The organism is Kribbella sp. NPDC050124 (genome assembly GCF_044460355.1).
Classification (GTDB): Bacteria; Actinomycetota; Actinomycetes; order Propionibacteriales; family Kribbellaceae; genus Kribbella.
Window position 1 is genome coordinate 74,932 of record NZ_JBITJU010000021.1, and the last position, 15,806, is coordinate 90,737.

General features: G+C 68.4%; 16 protein-coding genes and 1 other RNA gene. 10 read left to right on the forward strand and 7 right to left on the reverse strand.

Annotated elements, in window-relative coordinates; all coding sequences use genetic code 11:
* Positions 1-106: 106 nt before the first annotated feature.
* From ACIBL3_RS35120 to ACIBL3_RS35130, 3 genes are all read left to right on the forward strand, one after another.
* Complete coding sequence (locus tag ACIBL3_RS35120; protein ID WP_396358171.1) at positions 107-820, forward strand: zinc ribbon domain-containing protein; 714 nt, start codon at positions 107-109, stop codon at positions 818-820.
* 76 nt (positions 821-896) lie between these two features.
* Complete coding sequence (locus tag ACIBL3_RS35125) at positions 897-2,027, forward strand: bifunctional RNase H/acid phosphatase (protein ID WP_396358172.1); 1,131 nt, start codon at positions 897-899, stop codon at positions 2,025-2,027.
* Positions 2,028-2,223: 196 nt separating this feature from the next.
* Positions 2,224-3,660: an RNB domain-containing ribonuclease gene (locus ACIBL3_RS35130; protein ID WP_396358173.1), complete on the forward strand. Its 1,437-nt coding sequence runs from the start codon at positions 2,224-2,226 to the stop codon at positions 3,658-3,660.
* On the opposite strand, the gene ACIBL3_RS35135 is transcribed toward ACIBL3_RS35130, so the two are convergent.
* On the reverse strand, positions 3,657-4,226 hold the full coding sequence (locus ACIBL3_RS35135) for a TetR/AcrR family transcriptional regulator (RefSeq protein ID WP_396358174.1): 570 nt from the start codon (positions 4,224-4,226) through the stop codon (positions 3,657-3,659). The two genes, ACIBL3_RS35130 and ACIBL3_RS35135, sit on opposite strands and share 4 nt — an antisense overlap.
* 52 nt (positions 4,227-4,278) lie before the next feature.
* Here ACIBL3_RS35135 and ACIBL3_RS35140 point away from each other — a divergent pair, with 52 nt between their 5' ends.
* Positions 4,279-4,764 carry a GNAT family N-acetyltransferase gene (locus ACIBL3_RS35140; protein WP_396358175.1) on the forward strand — a complete coding sequence of 162 codons (486 nt, stop codon included), beginning with the start codon at positions 4,279-4,281 and terminating at the stop codon, positions 4,762-4,764.
* Here the strand turns inward: ACIBL3_RS35140 and ACIBL3_RS35145 are convergent.
* From ACIBL3_RS35145 to ACIBL3_RS35160, 4 genes are all read right to left on the reverse strand, one after another.
* Positions 4,761-5,897 (reverse strand): hypothetical protein, encoded by a 1,137-nt coding sequence (locus ACIBL3_RS35145; protein ID WP_396358176.1) that lies wholly within the window; start codon positions 5,895-5,897, stop codon positions 4,761-4,763. The genes ACIBL3_RS35140 and ACIBL3_RS35145 overlap by 4 nt on opposite strands.
* Positions 5,898-6,145: 248 nt before the next feature.
* On the reverse strand, positions 6,146-7,756 hold the full coding sequence (locus ACIBL3_RS35150) for a TROVE domain-containing protein (RefSeq protein WP_396358177.1): 1,611 nt from the start codon (positions 7,754-7,756) through the stop codon (positions 6,146-6,148).
* Positions 7,757-8,057: 301 nt separating this feature from the next.
* An RNA gene (gene rnpB, locus ACIBL3_RS35155) (RNase P RNA component class A) lies at positions 8,058-8,454 on the reverse strand.
* Between the two features lie 9 nt (positions 8,455-8,463).
* Positions 8,464-8,832 carry a DUF952 domain-containing protein gene (locus ACIBL3_RS35160; protein WP_396358178.1) on the reverse strand — a complete coding sequence of 123 codons (369 nt, stop codon included), beginning with the start codon at positions 8,830-8,832 and terminating at the stop codon, positions 8,464-8,466.
* Between the two features lie 91 nt (positions 8,833-8,923).
* On the opposite strand from ACIBL3_RS35160, the gene ACIBL3_RS35165 reads away from it, so the two are divergent.
* From ACIBL3_RS35165 to ACIBL3_RS35180, 4 genes are all read left to right on the forward strand, one after another.
* A complete protein-coding gene (locus ACIBL3_RS35165) occupies positions 8,924-10,501 on the forward strand; it encodes an alkaline phosphatase D family protein (RefSeq protein WP_396358179.1) in 1,578 nt (525 codons plus the stop codon).
* 63 nt (positions 10,502-10,564) lie between these two features.
* A complete protein-coding gene (locus ACIBL3_RS35170; protein WP_396358180.1) occupies positions 10,565-12,064 on the forward strand; it encodes a S10 family peptidase in 1,500 nt (499 codons plus the stop codon).
* Positions 12,061-12,348 (forward strand): hypothetical protein, encoded by a 288-nt coding sequence (locus ACIBL3_RS35175; RefSeq protein WP_396358181.1) that lies wholly within the window; start codon positions 12,061-12,063, stop codon positions 12,346-12,348. The genes ACIBL3_RS35170 and ACIBL3_RS35175 overlap by 4 nt, the downstream gene beginning before the upstream one ends.
* Positions 12,348-12,818 (forward strand): GNAT family N-acetyltransferase, encoded by a 471-nt coding sequence (locus tag ACIBL3_RS35180; RefSeq protein ID WP_396358182.1) that lies wholly within the window; start codon positions 12,348-12,350, stop codon positions 12,816-12,818. Before ACIBL3_RS35175 ends, ACIBL3_RS35180 begins: the two co-directional genes overlap by 1 nt.
* Positions 12,819-12,888: 70 nt before the next feature.
* On the opposite strand, the gene map is transcribed toward ACIBL3_RS35180, so the two are convergent.
* Positions 12,889-13,737, reverse strand: coding sequence for a type I methionyl aminopeptidase (gene map, locus ACIBL3_RS35185; RefSeq protein WP_396358183.1), 849 nt, complete (start codon positions 13,735-13,737; stop codon positions 12,889-12,891).
* Between the two features lie 53 nt (positions 13,738-13,790).
* On the opposite strand from map, the gene ACIBL3_RS35190 reads away from it, so the two are divergent.
* Positions 13,791-13,979: a hypothetical protein gene (locus ACIBL3_RS35190; protein ID WP_396358184.1), complete on the forward strand. Its 189-nt coding sequence runs from the start codon at positions 13,791-13,793 to the stop codon at positions 13,977-13,979.
* 134 nt (positions 13,980-14,113) lie between these two features.
* Here the strand turns inward: ACIBL3_RS35190 and ACIBL3_RS35195 are convergent, their stop codons facing one another.
* Entirely contained in the window at positions 14,114-14,716 is a 603-nt protein-coding gene (locus ACIBL3_RS35195) for a histone H1-like repetitive region-containing protein (protein ID WP_396358185.1), read from the reverse strand.
* A 330-nt stretch (positions 14,717-15,046) separates the two neighbouring features.
* Between ACIBL3_RS35195 and ACIBL3_RS35200 the strand changes: the two genes are divergently transcribed.
* Positions 15,047-15,796 carry a helical backbone metal receptor gene (locus tag ACIBL3_RS35200; protein WP_396358186.1) on the forward strand — a complete coding sequence of 250 codons (750 nt, stop codon included), beginning with the start codon at positions 15,047-15,049 and terminating at the stop codon, positions 15,794-15,796.
* Positions 15,797-15,806: the final 10 nt, after the last annotated feature.

Genomic DNA, 15,806 nt, shown 5'->3' on the forward strand with positions numbered 1-15,806 from the left:
CTTGTGGCGGCGAGGCAGTAGCGTGGAGACTCTCACAACTGAAAGCTGTTGTAGCGCCTGATCGAAGGAGCCGACCCTGAACGCCGAGCCCGCTGTCCAACGCCGGTTGCTGGACCTGCAGGAACTCGACCTGCAGCTGGATCAGGTCGCCCACAAACGCAAGTCGCTGCCCGAGCACCAGGCCCTGCACGACCTGGTCGCGGAGAAGTCGGTGGTGGACCGCGACCTCGTCACCGCCGACACCGAGGTCAGTGATCTGCAGCGCGAGCAGAAGAAAGCCGACAGCGACGTCGAGCAGGTGCGCCAGCGCAAGGCGCGCAACCAGCAGCGGCTCGACTCCGGCCAGGTCACCTCGCCCAGAGACCTGGAGAACCTGCAGCACGAGATCGGATCGCTGGACCGGCGGATCTCCGACCTCGAGGACGCCGAGCTCGAGGTGATGGAGAAGCTGGAGGCCGCCGAGGCGGTCCAGGCCGACCTGCGCACCCGGGCCGAGGCCTTCGCCGGGCGGCAGGCCGAGCTCGAGACCACGCGGGACGCCGCGATCAAGGAGCTCGACGAGCAGCGCGCTCAGATCGGCGACAAGCGGGCTACCGTCGCTGCCGAGTTGCCGGAGACGCTCGTCACGCAGTACCAGCGGCTCCGTGAGCACAACGGCGGCATCGGCGCCGCGCCGCTGGTCGGCAAGCGCTGCATGGGCTGCCGGATGGAGCTGGCGCCGTCCGACCTGAACCGCATCAAGGCTGCCGCGCCGGACGCCGTACTGCGCTGTGAAGAGTGCGGCCGGATCCTGGTGCGCACGTCGGAGAGCGCCGCATGAGGGAGCGAAGCGAGCTCATCATCAAGCACAGCGCCTCCCGTACCTCATCCGCGCCCGCAGCGAAGCGAGGACGTGGATGAGCTTGGACCACGTGATCGTGGAGGCGGACGGTGGATCACGGGGTAATCCAGGGCCGGCGGCGTACGGCGCTTTGGTGCGCGATCCCGCGACCGGCGAGGTGATCGCGCAGTCCGGGAAGACGCTCGGGATCGCGACCAACAACGTCGCCGAGTACTCCGGACTGGTCGCCGGGCTGGAGTTGGCCGCGGAGTACGCGCCGAACGCCTCGATCGAGGTGCGGATGGACTCCAAGCTGGTGATCGAGCAGATGGCCGGCCGGTGGAAGATCAAGCACCCGGACCTGCAGCCGCTCGCGCTCAAGGCACAGGGGCTCGCGCCGTTCGGCACCGAGTGGACCTGGGTGCCGCGCGCGCAGAACGCGGCCGCGGACGCGCTCGCGAACATGGCGCTGGACGGCGTGCCGATCCCGCTGACGCCCGAGGCGACGGCGTCCGGGCCGGTGGTGCCGAGAGAGCCGTCGGACCTGCAGAAGGCGTTGCAGGGCTGGGGTGCGCAGGCCGAGCCGCCGACGCAGCTCATCTTCCTGCGCCATGGCGAGACCCCGCACACGGTGGAGAAGAAGTTCTCCGGATCCGGCGGCGACAACCCTGGGCTCAGCGACACCGGACGGGCGCAGGCGCAAGCGGCCGCGGAGTACCTGTCCCGGATCGGCGGTGTGGACGCCGTCGTGACGTCGCCGATGCTGCGGACCCGGCAGACGGCCGAGATCGTCGGCTCCAATCTCGGGCTCGAGCCGATCGTCGACGAGGGCTGGGTCGAGGTCGCGTTCGGGGACTGGGACGGGCACACGTTCGCCGAGATCCAGCAGAAGTGGCCGGACGCGCTGAACGCCTGGCTGGACTCGACCTCCGTCGCGCCGCCCGGCGGCGAGTCGTTCGACGTCTGCGCGCGACGCGCCCGGTCCGCGCGGGACGGGCTGCTGGCCAGGTACCCGGGCAAGACGGTGGTCGTGGTCACCCACGTCACGCCGATCAAGCTCATGGTCCGGTCGGTGCTGCAGGCCCCGATGTCGTCGCTGTTCCGGATGGAGTTGCGTCCGGCAACGGTGACCGAGATCCACTGGTACGCCGACGGCCTCGCGTCACTCCGCTCCTTCAACGTGCAACCCTCGCTGAGCCGTGTCTGACGGTCCCACGCCTACTGCGCGGCACTCGGCACGGCATCTCGCCGCACTGGAGCAAAGACCACGATGGAACCACATCGAGGCCTTCACTCCAGCACGCCGAGCTACCGCGCCGAGCACCTGCTCGCTACGGCGTGGGACCGTCAGACACGGCTAGTCTGAGGGTCCAACGCACCGCTGAGAAGGACGGAGAGCGCCCGTGCCGTTGCAGAGGGTCCACTTTGCCGAAGCCGTGCCCGAGGTGTTCCGGGCGTCGCTGCAGGACATCCGGCGTGAGCTCGACGTACCGGCCGAGTTCCCGCCCGAGGTGGTCGCGGCGGCGCTCGAGGCGGCGCGGAACCCCCGGCTGCCGGAGCTGGACCGGACCGACATCGAGTTCGTCACGATCGACCCGCCGGACTCGATGGACCTCGACCAGGCGCTGCACATCGAGCGGAACGGCGACGGCTACACGGTCCACTACGCGATCGCCGACGTCGCCGCGTTCGTCCAGCCCGGCGACCCGATCGACGTCGAGGCCCGCCGTCGCGGCGAGACCCTCTACGCGCCGGACAAGCGCACCCCGCTGCACCCGCCGGAGCTGTCCGAGGGCGCGGCGTCGCTGCTCGCCGACCGAGTCCGTCCCGCACTGCTGTGGACGATACAGCTCGACGCGTCCGGCGAGGGCACCGGCGTCACCTGCGAGCGCGCCCTGGTGAAGTCACGCGCGAAGCTGAACTACGCCGGCGTCCAGAAGGACCTCGACGCGGGTACGGCGCGGGAGTCGCTGCAGCTGCTTCGCGAGGTCGGCCAACTGCGTGAGCGGCTGGAGCTCGAGCGCGGAGGCGTGAACCTCCCGATCCCGGACCAGGAAGTCGTCACCTCCAACCACGGCTGGGGCCTGGAGTTCCGCGCGCCGCTCCCGGTCGAGGGCTGGAACGCGCAGATCTCGCTGCTCACCGGCATCGCCGCGGCGGACCTGATGCTGAGCGGTCAGGTCGGGATCCTGCGCACTCTGCCGGAGTCGCACGAGGACCTGCGTCGCAAGCTCGGCAACACCGCCAAGGCGCTCGGCATCTCCTGGCCGGACGGGACGTCGTACGCCGAGTTCATCCACGGACTCGATCCGAAGGTGCCGGCGCACGCCGCGATGCTGGCCGCGTGCACGGTGCTGTTCCGCGGCGCCGGGTACACCGCTTTCGCGGGCGCGACGCCAGATCGACCGGAGCACGCGGCGATGAAGGCCGAGTACGCGCATGTCACCGCGCCGCTGCGCCGTCTGGTCGACCGCTGGACCGGAGAGATCTGCCTGGCGTTGTCCGCGGGGACCGACGTACCCGAGTGGGCCCGCGAGTCGCTGGACGAGATCCCGAAGATCATGGACGACGCCGATCGCCGGGCAAACGCGTACGAGCGGTCGATCGTCAGCATGGTCGAAGCCGGGCTGGTGGCTGAGCAGGTCGGGTCGGTGTTCGACGGCGTGATCACCGAAGTCGACAAGCGTGAGAACACGCGCGGCATCGTCGTACTGTCCAAGATGGCGATCGAGGGACGGGTCACGAGCGCGACGCCGCTGCCGCTCGGGCAGGCGGTTCGGGTCACGCTGGTCGAGGCCGACATCGCCAAGCGGTCGGTCTCCTTCGAGCTAACTTCCTAGGAGCTACTCAGGTAGTCCTCGACTGCTTTGGTTGTCCGCTCGAGGTCGCCGGTCGCGAGGAGGTCGAGGAGGGCGCCGCGGAGCATGGCCAGTACGGCGGTGCGCCGCGCCTCGGCCTCGGCAGTGCCTGGATCAGGCTGACTCGCCTTCAGGAGCTCGAGCCAGTCGTCGACGGTCGAGCGGCCGTAGTCCGCCCACGGTCCCTTCGGCGCGACCAGTGAACGCCCGTACGCCTCGACCCAGAACTTCATCAACGGCCGCCGTTCGGGCGCGGCCAGCCAGGTCCACAACTCCCGGGCGACCGCGGTCAGTCCGGGTGGTTCGTCGTACTGCTCGTCGATCTGCCGGAGCAGCTCGAGCTCGTCGACGCGGGCGCGGGCGAGCAGGGCCCGGATCAGGCCGTCCTTGCTGTCGAACAGGAACAGCAGCACCCGTGGGCTGGAGCCGATCGCGGTGGCGAGCGGGCGCAGCGACAGGTCGGCCAGGCCGTGGCTGAGCGAGTACGCGTAGGCGCGCTCGAGCAGCTCCTGCTGGCGCGCGGACGGGGCTGGCTTCGTGGTCGGCACCCCGCTAGTATCTCTTACTGAAACAGTCGTGTCAGTGGATTGGGTAGGGTTGATGCCGAAGCTGATCAGGAAACTGGGGGAGCCGGGTGACCTCGGCTGGGTGGTGCAGTCACACGCCGAGATCTACGCGGCGGAGTACGGATGGGGGTTTGCCTACGAGGCGTTGATCACGCAGATCGTCTCGGCGTACGCGACCGAGCACGACGACTCACGGGAGTCGGCGTGGATTGCGGAAGTGGACGGGAAGCGGGTCGGGAGCATCTTCTGCGTGCGCGGTCCGGACGAGGCCACGGCGCAGCTCCGGCTGCTGCTGGTGACGCCGGACGCTCGCGGGCTCCGGCTCGGTGTCGAGCTGGTCGACACGTGTCTGGCGTTTGCTCGCGAGGCCGGCTACAAGCGGATGGTGCTGTGGACGAACGATCCGCTGGTCGCCGCGCGGCACATCTATCTGTCGCGTGGCTTCCGGTTGACCGGCTCAGAAGCGCACAACATGTGGGGCACTGAGCTGACCGCGCAGACTTACGAGATCGATCTTTAGGTGCTGCAAGCAGGGGCGCCTGATGCGGGGACGTTGTAGATGGCGTGGGCGAGGAAGGTGCTGACGTAGCCGTTCTGCACGCGGAGTGCGTGCCGCGGTCCGGCGCTGCCGAGCGGTAGGTACTTCCGTAGCGGCAGCGCCAGGTAGTAGGCGCCGTAGTCAGTGAAGTTGTAGTGCCGCGTCCCTGGGACCGTCGCGCACCACGACGTACCAGTGCTTGCCTTGAGCAACGACAGGGCGCGGTCGCGGCCGTCGTCACCACGGGCGTCCGGGCCGCAGACGCCGGTGATGCAGGAGTCGTCGGCGCCGAGCAGCAGGATCGGCGCATGCACGCCCTTGGTGACGGCCTCGCCGTACGGACTGCCGTCCAGGTCCACCGCCGCCGCGCACCGGTCGGTGGTCCGGCAGGCTTCGAGCGCGGCCGCGCCGCCGAACGAGTGGCCGACGTACGCCGTACCGACGCTCGGCTCGGCGCTGTCCGGCAGTTGCTTCGCCACCATCGAGCCGGCGAACCGGGCGTCGGCCGCCCAGGTGTTCACGAGGAGGTCGCCCTGCTTGTCCAGATCGTCCGGCTGGGCGTCCTCCTTGGCCTCGACCTTCTGGCCGCCCAGCACGGTGAGGTCGGCGCTGTACGTCGGCGTCACGCCGGCGACCAGGTAGCCGTGACTCGCGATGTCCTCGGCGAGGCTGGCGTACATCGGCGCCGACAGGCCTAGGCCCGGCATGAGTACGACGACCGGGTACCGTCCGGGCGCGACCGCGACCCGGTCGAACGCGGGGTCCTGCAGGGTGTCGAACGGGCCCTGGAAGACCGACGCCGGCGCCTTCAGGTGCAGGTCGCTCCACAGACCCGGCGCGTACTGCACCTTGCGGCCCGTGACGTCCTTCGCGACCGGGTGCCAGAGCCACACCGAGAGCTTCCGCTGCCCGTCGCCGTACGGGTCCTTGCGGGTCGTGTCAGTCCACTCGAACGTCCGCCGGCCGACCTGGAAGTTCCCGGTCGGGTCCGGCAACGCCACCGGCTCGGACCGCTTGACCGCGATCCACCCGACGTACCCACTCCCGGCGAGCAGCGCGAACAGCACGGCAATCACAACCGCCGTGCGAACCCGTCGAACCCCGCTCCGCGCCATACCCCAAGCCTGCCACCTCGCCGGTGCCGAACCCCGCAGAACAGCTGTGGTTTGCTCACCCAGGCGACACGGGCTGCCGGCTGTCGCGGCATCTCGCGCGGTGCCGCGCGCTCCCTCGCGACTGCGAGGCCACTCCACAACGGTCCACGACTGCTCATCACGCCGGTGGCGGCTCTCGTGGTCGCTGGCAGGTTGCAGCACGTCAGCGGTCAAACAACCTGCCAGCCGACCGGCCTGGTGGCCGCGGGTTAGGGGGCTTGGGTGAAGGTGGTGATCAGGGCTGGTACTGCGGAGTCGAAGCCGGAGATGTCGAGCATGCCGGGGTCGGTGGGGTCGGCGATGGTGCTGCCGGTGGCGGTCATGGCGACGACGATCAGGCGGGCGTCGATTCCCATCGTCCGGCGGTACTCCTGGAGTGCCTGGTGCGGGTGGATGTCGCCGTACCAAGTCTCGTTGTCCGTGTAGATGACGAACGCGTCGACCGGGATCTTCCGGCGCAGCGCGTACTGCATCGGCAGGGAGCAGTCCGTGCCGCCGAAGGGCAGGTTGGACACCGACTGGATCGCGTCGTTCAGGCGCTGGCGTGGGCTGATCGCGAGGGGGAGCAGCTCGGACTTCCGGTAGTCGCCCTTGCTGGTGAACCCGACGATCTCGTACGACGACTCGGTCGCCGCCGTGACCAGCGCCAGCGCCGCACTCGCCTCCCGGCAACTGATCGGCAGACCCGACACCGACGCCACCATCGAGCCGGACACGTCCAGCGCCAGCATCAGCCGCTTCCCGGTCGGCTCGACCGCGTCGTACGCCGCGTAGAACGCCGCATCGAGCGCGTCCACGATCGGCTGCGACGGCGTCCACGTCTGACCGCCCCGCGCGCCGCGCCCCGACGCGTAGGTGCGCTGAGCAACGAGCACGTTGATCGGGTGCACGCGCGCCTTCTTCAGCCGTACGGCGTCCGACAGCTGCCCGGCCACGATCGGAGCCCACGAACCGAGCGGCTCCAGCAGCCCCAGTCGGGTCAGCCGGGGGAGCTGCCGGAGCAACGCGGTCTGTGGGAGACCGTTCGCGAGCAGCGCGTCCCAGACCTTCGGCTCGTTCAGGAACCGGTCCGGGATCATCTCCCAGGACAGTCCGCGGTTGAGCGCGATGACGTCGGCCACCTCGGTGACGTCCGTCGCCGCCTGGACGCGCTCGAACGCGGCGAGCAGAGGCAGCCCGGACAGTTCCGCCGGCCGACCGTGGATCCAGTCGAACAGCTCACGCCGTACCGGCTCGGTCGTCTTCGGGTGCGACAGGCGCAGCAGGTCCGCATGCGACCAGCCTTCGCGCTGGCGGTACTTCAGCACCTGGTAGGCGACAGCGTCGACGTCGCGCTCGGCGTCGACGTACCAGTTGCCGATCGCCCGGCGCGTGCCTCGGCCCCAGCCGCCGAACTGCTGCAGGTAGCCCGCGAACAGGAACAGGTGCGTCCCGGTTCGTGCAACCAGCGGTACGGCGGCCAGCGCGGCCCGGCGCCCGTCGTCGTCACCGAGCTTCGCAGCGGCGGCGAGGGCGAACAGCGCAGGGTTCTGCTTCGGAGCGCGGCCGGCCAGGGAGATGTCCAGTACGGCGGCCACGACGTCGGCGGCACGCTTCGTCGCCAGCTCGACGACCAGTCCGGCCGTCTCCCGGGTCAGCTCGCGTTCGGAGGCGTAGTACGTGCCTCCGGTGGTGCCGAGCGTGAGGAACCGGTGCAGCCGGGCGAGATCGTCCAGGACGAACGCGTACCCGCCGGCGCGGTTCTTCCGCTGCCGTGGGTCGGCCTGCTTGTGCTGGGGCGTCTGCCGGGTGCTGATCAAAGCCAGCGGGTCGTTGGACATTCCCTTCTCCTGTCGTCTGGGCAAACAGAAGACAGGCCTGGGCGGACGTGGTGCGCCGACCGGCGTTTAGCTGCTTTAGCCGCCTGAGCTACGCCGGACCGAAGCCCGACGGCGGGACTCGAACCCGCGACCCGCCCATGAGAGTGGTAACCGATCAACTCCGGCCCACCCAGGTCTGTCTTGCTCAAGACCATAGCCAGTTTCAGGTCGCGCTCGCGAAGCATTTTGAGACTTGTGGACAACGTGCCGGCCCTCGGTTGAGGCGCGAGTCGGTTGCCTTCACGGATGGCGAGCCGCGGGGGGAACGGGTCGGTCTGTAAGCCGGATTCTGTGGTGGCGATCATCCATCTACGGTGACCGTTGCCGGGCACCTCCAGCGGCCTACCCGCGAGCTCGGGCGGGCAGCCCTCGGACGCTCGCGCGGACGGTGGTTGCCCGCCGTCCTTCTTGGCCTTGCTCCACGTGGGGTTTACCGAGCCTCCGCAGTCACCTGCGGAGCTGGTGGTCTCTTACACCACCCTTTCACCCTCACCCGCACTTCGGTGAACCACGGGGTTCACCGAAGCCGCTGGCGGTCTGCTTTCTGTGGCACTGTCCCGCGGGTTGCCCCGGGTGGGTGTTACCCACCACGCTGCCCTGTGGAGTCCGGACTTTCCTCGGCGCCCCTCAGGGGACGACGCGATCGCCCGACCGACCCGTTCCAGCTCTCAGGATACGGCGTCCGCGGTCACTTCCGGCCATCGACCGTCTGCGCCGCGCTCATAGCGCCGTACGTCGACCACCGCATCGAGGTTCAGGGGTCCATAGATGTGCGGGAAGCTGATGCCGATCCCGTCCAGGTCCTCGTCGCACAGCGCGGACACCAGGCGTTCGGTGTCGATCACCAGCAGGCACAGCGGCTCGGGTACGTCGTCGTACACGAAGTTGGCCACCATGCCGACCTGCTCCGGGCGGGAGGCGTGGATGAACGTCGCCCCGTCGTCGAGGCTCTTGCCCCGCGTCGACCATCGGTAACACCCCGCCTCGACGGCGGCTTCCCACTGGTCCGGAAACGCGAGATGCAGAATCGTCGCCATCCTCGGAGGGTATCCGGGCCGCCGGTCCGGACCTCCGATGCGACACCCGTACGTCGTTTCGATGTCACTCGCCGGCGCTAGCGTGCCGCGCATGACACCGCCCACTTCAGAACTCGACCGTCGCAAGTTCCTCGGTGCTGTCGCAGGTGTTGCCGGCGCGGCGACGCTTGCACAGTTGCCGGTGGGTCCGGCGAACGCGACACCGCGGCCGGCCGGCGGGAACTACCCGTTCACGCTCGGCGTGGCCAGTGGCGACCCGACCTCGAGCGGTGTCGTCCTGTGGACCAGGCTCGCGCCGGACATGTTCGTCCCCGGCGGCGGGATGCCGGCCACGAGGGTGCCGGTGGAGTGGCAGATCGCGCTCGACGCCGGCTTCCGCCGGGTCGTCCGATCCGGTACGACGTGGGCCCTGCCCGAGCTCGCTCACTCGGTGCACGTCGAGGTCGAGGGCCTTGCTCCGGATCGCGAGTGGTTCTACCGGTTCAGGTACCGCTCCGACGTGTCGCCTGCCGGACGCACCCGGACCGCGCCGGTGCGGACCGGACGGCACGCCCAGGTGAAGTTCGCGTTCGCGTCCTGTCAGGAGTGGTCGAGCGGCTACTACTCCGCGCTGCGGCACCTCGCCGACGAGGACCTCGATCTGGTCCTGCACCTCGGCGACTACGTCTACGAGGGCGGTATCCCCGCTGACGGCGGCTACCGGAAGACGCCGGTGCCGGAGGCGTTGCGGCCGGCCCCGCGTGATGTCGAGCGCTGGCGGATGCAGTACGCCCTCTACCGCAGCGATCCGGATCTCCAGTTGGCCCACGCGCGTTTCCCGTGGATGGTGACCTGGGACGACCACGAGGTCCAGAACGACTACGCCAACACCCAGTCGCAGTACGAGGGCGACATCAGTGCCCTGCGTGCGGCGGCGTACCAGGCCTGGTACGAGCACCAGCCGGTACGTCGGCCCGCGCGGCCGACCGGTGAGGGTCCCCGGATCTACCGGCGGCTGCAGTGGGGCGATCTCGCCCAGTTCGACGTGGTCGACGGCCGGCAGTACCGCAGCGTCCCGCCCTGCGGCTGGGGCGAGGCCGACGCCTGTGCGGGCGGCTACGACCCGTCGATCACGATGCTGGGCCAGACCCAGGAGAAGTGGCTGTACGACGGTCTGAAGCGATCGCGGGCGCAGTGGGACGTACTGGCCAGCAACGTGATGCTCGGCCGGCTCGACCACGACGGAACCGCCGGCGACCTGCTGTGGCACGACGCGTGGGACGGGTTCCCGGGCGCGCGGCAACGGCTGATCGGGGCCTGGGACCAGGCGAACACCCGCAACCCGGTTGTCGTCACCGGTGACTGGCACTCCACGTTCGTCAACGACATCCACGCGGACTTCGACCGCCAGGGGACGCCGGTGGTGGCGACCGAGTTCGTCGGCACGTCGCTGACCAGCAACGGCGACGGCGAGGTGTACGGGCCGTACTACGGACCGATGATCAAGTACAACCCGCACATCACGTTCTTCGACGGCGACCGGCGGGGCTACGTCCGCTGCACGATCGATCGCGACGAGTTTCGTACCGACCTGCAGATGGTCACCACAGTGAGCCGGGCCGACGCCCCGAAGTACACGTACGCGTCATTCGTCGTCGAGGACGGCCGCCCCGGTGCCGTGAAACTCTGACCACCTGGTCGTCGCACCGGAAACCTGCACTGGTGGTTGAAGGCTTGGTTTAGGGTGCTCGACATGGCTAAGGATGAGAGCACCGAGTCCACGTCCGAGGCGGCGGCCGAGGAGCAGAAGCCGGCTGCGGCCAAGACGCCGATGGACGATCTGGTGTCGACGGAGCATGTGCTGTCGATCGGCCGGAAGAGGCTGAAGTACACCGCGACGACCGGGCGGATCGTGCTGCGGCAGGAGGTGCTGACCGAGGGCAAGTTCGACGGGCACCAGCCCAAGGCCGAGGTGTTCCTGACCGCCTACACGCTGGACGACGCCGATGCGAAGAACCGGCCGGTGACGTTCGCGTTCAACGGCGGCCCGGGCTCATCGAGCATCTGGCTGCACCTCGGCCTGCTCGGCCCGCGCCGGGTGGTGTCCGGTGACGCCGGTGAGCTCGCGCCCCCGCCGTACGGGCTGGTGGACAACACCGAGTCGCTGCTGCAGCACAGTGATCTGGTCTTCATCGACCCGGTCTCGACGGGGTATTCGCGCGCGGTCGAGGGCGAGAAGCCGGGCGACTACCACGGGTTCACCCGCGACCTGGAGTCCGTCGGTGAGGTGATCCGGCTGTGGACGTCGCGCAACGGGCGCTGGATGTCGCCGAAGTTCCTGGCCGGTGAGTCGTACGGTACGACGCGTGCCGCCGGACTGGCCTCGCACCTGCAGGAGCGGTACGGCATGTACCTCAACGGGGTGATGCTGATCTCGGCCGCGCTCGAGTTCGGCACGCTCGATTTCACGCCGGGCAACGACCTCCCGTACACCCTCTTCCTGCCGTCGTACGCCGCCATCGCGCACTATCACGGCCTCGTGCCGGACCGGACCCTCGACGAGGTGCTCGCCGACGCCGAGCGGTTCGCGGCCGGCCGCTACCCGAATGCGCTTGCCCAGGGCAACCGCATCCCGGCGGACTACCGGGCCGAGGTGGTCACCCGGCTGGCGTCGCTGACCGGGTTGAGCGAGGACTACCTGGACCGGGTGAACCTGCGGATCGAGCACATGCGGTTCTTCGCCGAGCTGCTGCGGTCGCGCCGCCAGGTGGTCGGCCGGCTGGACGGCCGCTTCACCGGCTGGGACGCGGACTACGCCGGCGAGACGCCGGGCAAGGACCCGTCGTTCAGCGCGATCATCGGTCCGTACACGGCTGCGCTGAACCACTACGTGCGGGTCGAGCTCGAGTACGAGAACGACCTGCCGTACGAGATCCTGAACGTGGACGCGGCCAAGAACTGGTCGTTCAAGGAGTTCGAGGGTCAGCAGATCACCGTCGCCGAGAAGCTCGCCGACGCGATGCGGGTCAACCCGCACCTCAAGGTGCATGTCGCGTCCGGGCACTACGACGGCGCCACGCCGTACTTCGCGACCGAGCACACGCTGGCGCGGCTGCAGATCCCGAGCGAGCTGGTCGGCAACATCGAGACGAAGTACTACCCGGCCGGTCACATGATGTACCTGCACGAGGAGTCCCGGATCCAGCAGTCCGAGGACCTGGCCGCCTTCATCCGCTCCGCCTCCAACCGATGACTGTTCCGGCTGAGGCCGCGGCGATCACCTCGGTGCTCGTCGGGTGGATCATCCCTTGGTACGTCCTGGGCATCCCGCGCCTCCACGCACTCCTTGCTACCGGCAACATCATCTCCAAGACCGCCGCGGGCCGGCCCGCCGCCGCCACGTTCCCGTCGTACGCCGACCTCTGCACCCGAGCCCTCAACCACCGATCCGGCCACCCCACCGACTTCACCACCGCCGACGCAACCCCCACCGTCACCTTCGGCCGAGCCGTAATCACCTCCACCCAACACCTCTGATGCTGACCCTCATCCGCCCAGCCGGCCCCATCGAGGCAGTCATACCGCCGGCTGGCGTCGTACTGCGCGCGCCGTCGCCGGACGACACCTTGGAGCTCGGGCGGTTGTACTTCGCGTCCTACGAACCAGGCGCGGCGTCCGCCACCGAGGATGAGGCGATCGACGACATCAACCTCAGCTTCGCCGGCGAGTACGGCCCGCTCAACCTCACCATCAGTCAGTTGGCGGGCGTGGGCGAGCAATTGGTTGGTGCGCTGCTGGTGGTGGAGCGGGCGCCTTGGCCGGATACGCCTGACTGTCCGTTCGTCATCGAGCTCTTCACCGCACCTACTCACCGACGGCTGGGCATTGCCAGCGCATTGCTCACGCACGCGGTCGCCGTCAGTTCAAGTCCACTGGCCCTCAGAGTCGCACCGACGAACACAGTTGCCCGCGGCTTGTACGAGCGTCTCGGCTTTCAGGAGGGGTAGATGCGGAAGCCGGTGTAGGTGCGGTGGGGGAGCACGCCCGGTAGGTGGGTGTGCTCGCACTGCGTGAGGATCACGGGAGGGTGAGGACTTCGGCGCCGGTGTCGGTGACGACCAGGGTGTGCTCGAACTGGGCGGTGATGGACTTGTCCTTGGTGGTGGCGGTCCAGCCGTCTTCCCACAGGTCGTACTCGTAGGTGCCCAGCGTCAGCATCGGCTCGATGGTGAACGTCATCCCGGGCTCGATCACGTCGTCGAACCGCTCGTCGTCGTAGTGCGGGATGATCAGGCCGCTGTGGAACGACGTCGCGATGCCGTGGCCGGTGAAGTCGCGGACGACGCCGTACCCGAACCGCTTGGCGTAGGACTCGATCACCCGTCCGATGATGCTGACCTGTCTGCCCGGCTTGACGGCCTTGATACCGCGGTTCAGCGCCTCGTGCGTGCGCTCGACCAGCAGCTTGACCTCCTCGTCGACGTCGCCGACCAGGAACGTCGCGTTGGTGTCACCGTGCACACCGTCCAGGTACGCCGTGATGTCGACGTTGACGATGTCGCCGTCCTCGAGCGGCCGGTCGTCGGGGATGCCGTGGCAGATCACCTCGTTGACCGACGTGCACAGCGATTTCGGGTAGCCGCGGTAGCCGAGCGTCGACGGGTACGCACCGCGCTCGACCAGGTACTCGTGGCCGACCGCGTCGAGCTCGTCGGTGGTGACACCGGGCTTCGCGGCAGCACCGACCGCGTGCAGTGCCTGCGCGGCCAGCTTGCTCGCGACCCGCATCCGGTCGACGACTTCCGGCGCCGTGACGTAGGAACCGTCGTACGGCGTGGGGCCCTGCTTCCCGACGTATTCGGGACGCGGGATGGACGCGGGGACTTCGCGGCGCGGCGAGATGATGCCGGGAGTGAGAGGCGACATGGTGGGAACATTGTAGTGAGCTGCGGCAAGACTCCCGGGAGGCGGTCATCCAGATGAGCGACGATCACAGCAACGAGTGGTACTACAACACCAGGACCGGCAAGGTCGAGCCTTACCAGGGCGGAAAAGCCGGCGACCGCCTCGGACCGTACAACTCCCCGGAAGAGGCGGCCCGCGCCTTGGAGAAGGTCCAGGAACGCAACGAGGAATGGGACAACGACCCCAAGTGGGACGACGACTGATCGTCACCGCTGCCCGACCCCAAAGCCTGACCCGAACGCCTGCGCCAGAACGCCCGACCCTGAACGCACCGAGGGGCACCACCGTCGACGGTGGTGCCCCTCGGTCTTTTGTTCAGCAGGTACAGACGGCCGGTTCAGCGAGCGACCCGGCGGGCGGCGGTCTTGCGGGCCGGAGCCTTGCGCGCCGGCGTCTTCTTGGCGGCGACCTTGCGGACCGGAGCCTTCTTCGCCGCGGTGCGCTTCGCCGGCGCCTTCTTGGCGGCGGTCTTCGTGGCCGTGGCCTTCTTCGCCGCGGTCTTCTTGGCGGGCGCCTTCTTCGCGACCGTCTTCTTCGCCGCGGTCGTCTTCTTGGCCACGGTCTTCTTGGCGGCCGTGGTCCGCTTCGCCGGGGCCTTCTTCGCGACGGTCTTGCGGGCCGTCGTCTTCTTGGCCGGGGCCTTCTTCGCGACCGTCTTCTTCGCCGCCGTGGTCTTCGTGGCGGCGGTCTTCCTCGCAGCAGTTGTCCGCTTCGCGGCCGTCGTCTTCTTGGCTGCGGCCTTCTTGGCGGGCGCCTTCGCTGCGCTCTTTGCTGGCGCCTTCTTTGCCGCACTCACCTTCTTCGTCACTGTCTTCTTCGCTGCGCTGACCTTGCGCGCGGACGTCGTCTTCGCGGCGCTGGTCTTCCTGGCGACAGTCTTCTTGGCGGGAGAAGCCTTTTTGGCTGTCGCCTTCCCTGCGGCTGCCTTCTTGGCTGGCACTCTGCCTCCTTGGTGCGGCTGAGGAAAACCACGGTGGATTCCTCGTCGTCATGATGATGACAACACTTGGTGCCTACGTAAAGCACCCGAAACGTCCGCAGGTTAAGGCGTCCTGGCCGCCGATCGGCGCGAAAATGCCGAAAATCCTTGTGCAGAAGGGATTCCGCCGCGCTAAGAGGATGCCCGACGGCCCGAAGAATTTCTTGGCGACACGCGCACAAAGTTCGTGTCGAACCGCCGTTTCGGCGAGTGTTGTCCTCGGCAACGGCCTGCGATCCGGAGGTGGTGAGCACCGATGAAGAGTGCACGAGACGACGTCGGGAAGGTGTGATGAGACAGCTCGCCGACGACGTCGGGAACGTCGTCGTGATGCCTTCGGAGGTGACGCGCGTGGTGAGCATCGTGCCGTCGTTGACCGAGTCGATCGCGGCGACGCACGAACACTTGCTGGTCGGTGCGACGGACTGGTGCACACATCCACAGCACCTCGACGTGACGCGTGTGCGCGGCACGAAGAATCCCGATCTCGATCTCGTCCGCGCACTCCAACCCGATGTCGTCGTCGCGAACGCGGAAGAGAATCGCGGCGTCGATCTCGACACGTTGCGCGCGAGTGGAATCGCGGTCTGGACCACCTCGCCGACCACTGTCGACGAATCACTCGGCTCACTCGAACGCATGCTGTCCGCGATCACCGGCGCCGTACCGGAGTGGTTGCGGCAAGCACATGAGGTGTGGAGTACGCCGTACGACGGAATTCGCCGGCGGGCCGTCGTACCGATCTGGCGGCGACCGTGGATGGCATTGGGACGCGACACCTTCGCGGGCGATCTGTTGTCCCGGATCGGCGTCGACAACGTGCTCGGTGATTCCGGTGAACGCTATCCGCGGATCGACCCGGATGCGTTACCCGATCACGATCTCGTCGTACTGCCGGACGAGCCTTATCCCTTTTCATCCGACGACGGTCCGGAGGCATTCACGCAGCCGGCGAAGTGTGTGTCCGGGCGGCACCTGACCTGGTACGGACCGTCACTGGTCGAGGCCCGCGACCTGCTCAGTCGTCAGCTGCGACCCTGAGCGGACGGCT

Coding starts and splice junctions, on each gene's coding strand:
- ACIBL3_RS35125 (WP_396358172.1), top strand. CDS start 897: ATGAGCTTGGACCACGTGATCGTGGAGGCGGACGGTGGATCACGGGGT.
- ACIBL3_RS35140 (WP_396358175.1), top strand. CDS start 4,279: ATGCCGAAGCTGATCAGGAAACTGGGGGAGCCGGGTGACCTCGGCTGG.
- ACIBL3_RS35145 (WP_396358176.1), bottom strand. CDS start 5,897: ATGGCGCGGAGCGGGGTTCGACGGGTTCGCACGGCGGTTGTGATTGCC.
- ACIBL3_RS35150 (WP_396358177.1), bottom strand. CDS start 7,756: ATGTCCAACGACCCGCTGGCTTTGATCAGCACCCGGCAGACGCCCCAG.
- ACIBL3_RS35160 (WP_396358178.1), bottom strand. CDS start 8,832: ATGGCGACGATTCTGCATCTCGCGTTTCCGGACCAGTGGGAAGCCGCC.
- ACIBL3_RS35165 (WP_396358179.1), top strand. CDS start 8,924: ATGACACCGCCCACTTCAGAACTCGACCGTCGCAAGTTCCTCGGTGCT.
- ACIBL3_RS35170 (WP_396358180.1), top strand. CDS start 10,565: ATGGCTAAGGATGAGAGCACCGAGTCCACGTCCGAGGCGGCGGCCGAG.
- ACIBL3_RS35175 (WP_396358181.1), top strand. CDS start 12,061: ATGACTGTTCCGGCTGAGGCCGCGGCGATCACCTCGGTGCTCGTCGGG.
- ACIBL3_RS35180 (WP_396358182.1), top strand. CDS start 12,348: ATGCTGACCCTCATCCGCCCAGCCGGCCCCATCGAGGCAGTCATACCG.
- map (WP_396358183.1), bottom strand. CDS start 13,737: ATGTCGCCTCTCACTCCCGGCATCATCTCGCCGCGCCGCGAAGTCCCC.
- ACIBL3_RS35190 (WP_396358184.1), top strand. CDS start 13,791: ATGAGCGACGATCACAGCAACGAGTGGTACTACAACACCAGGACCGGC.
- ACIBL3_RS35200 (WP_396358186.1), top strand. CDS start 15,047: ATGAGACAGCTCGCCGACGACGTCGGGAACGTCGTCGTGATGCCTTCG.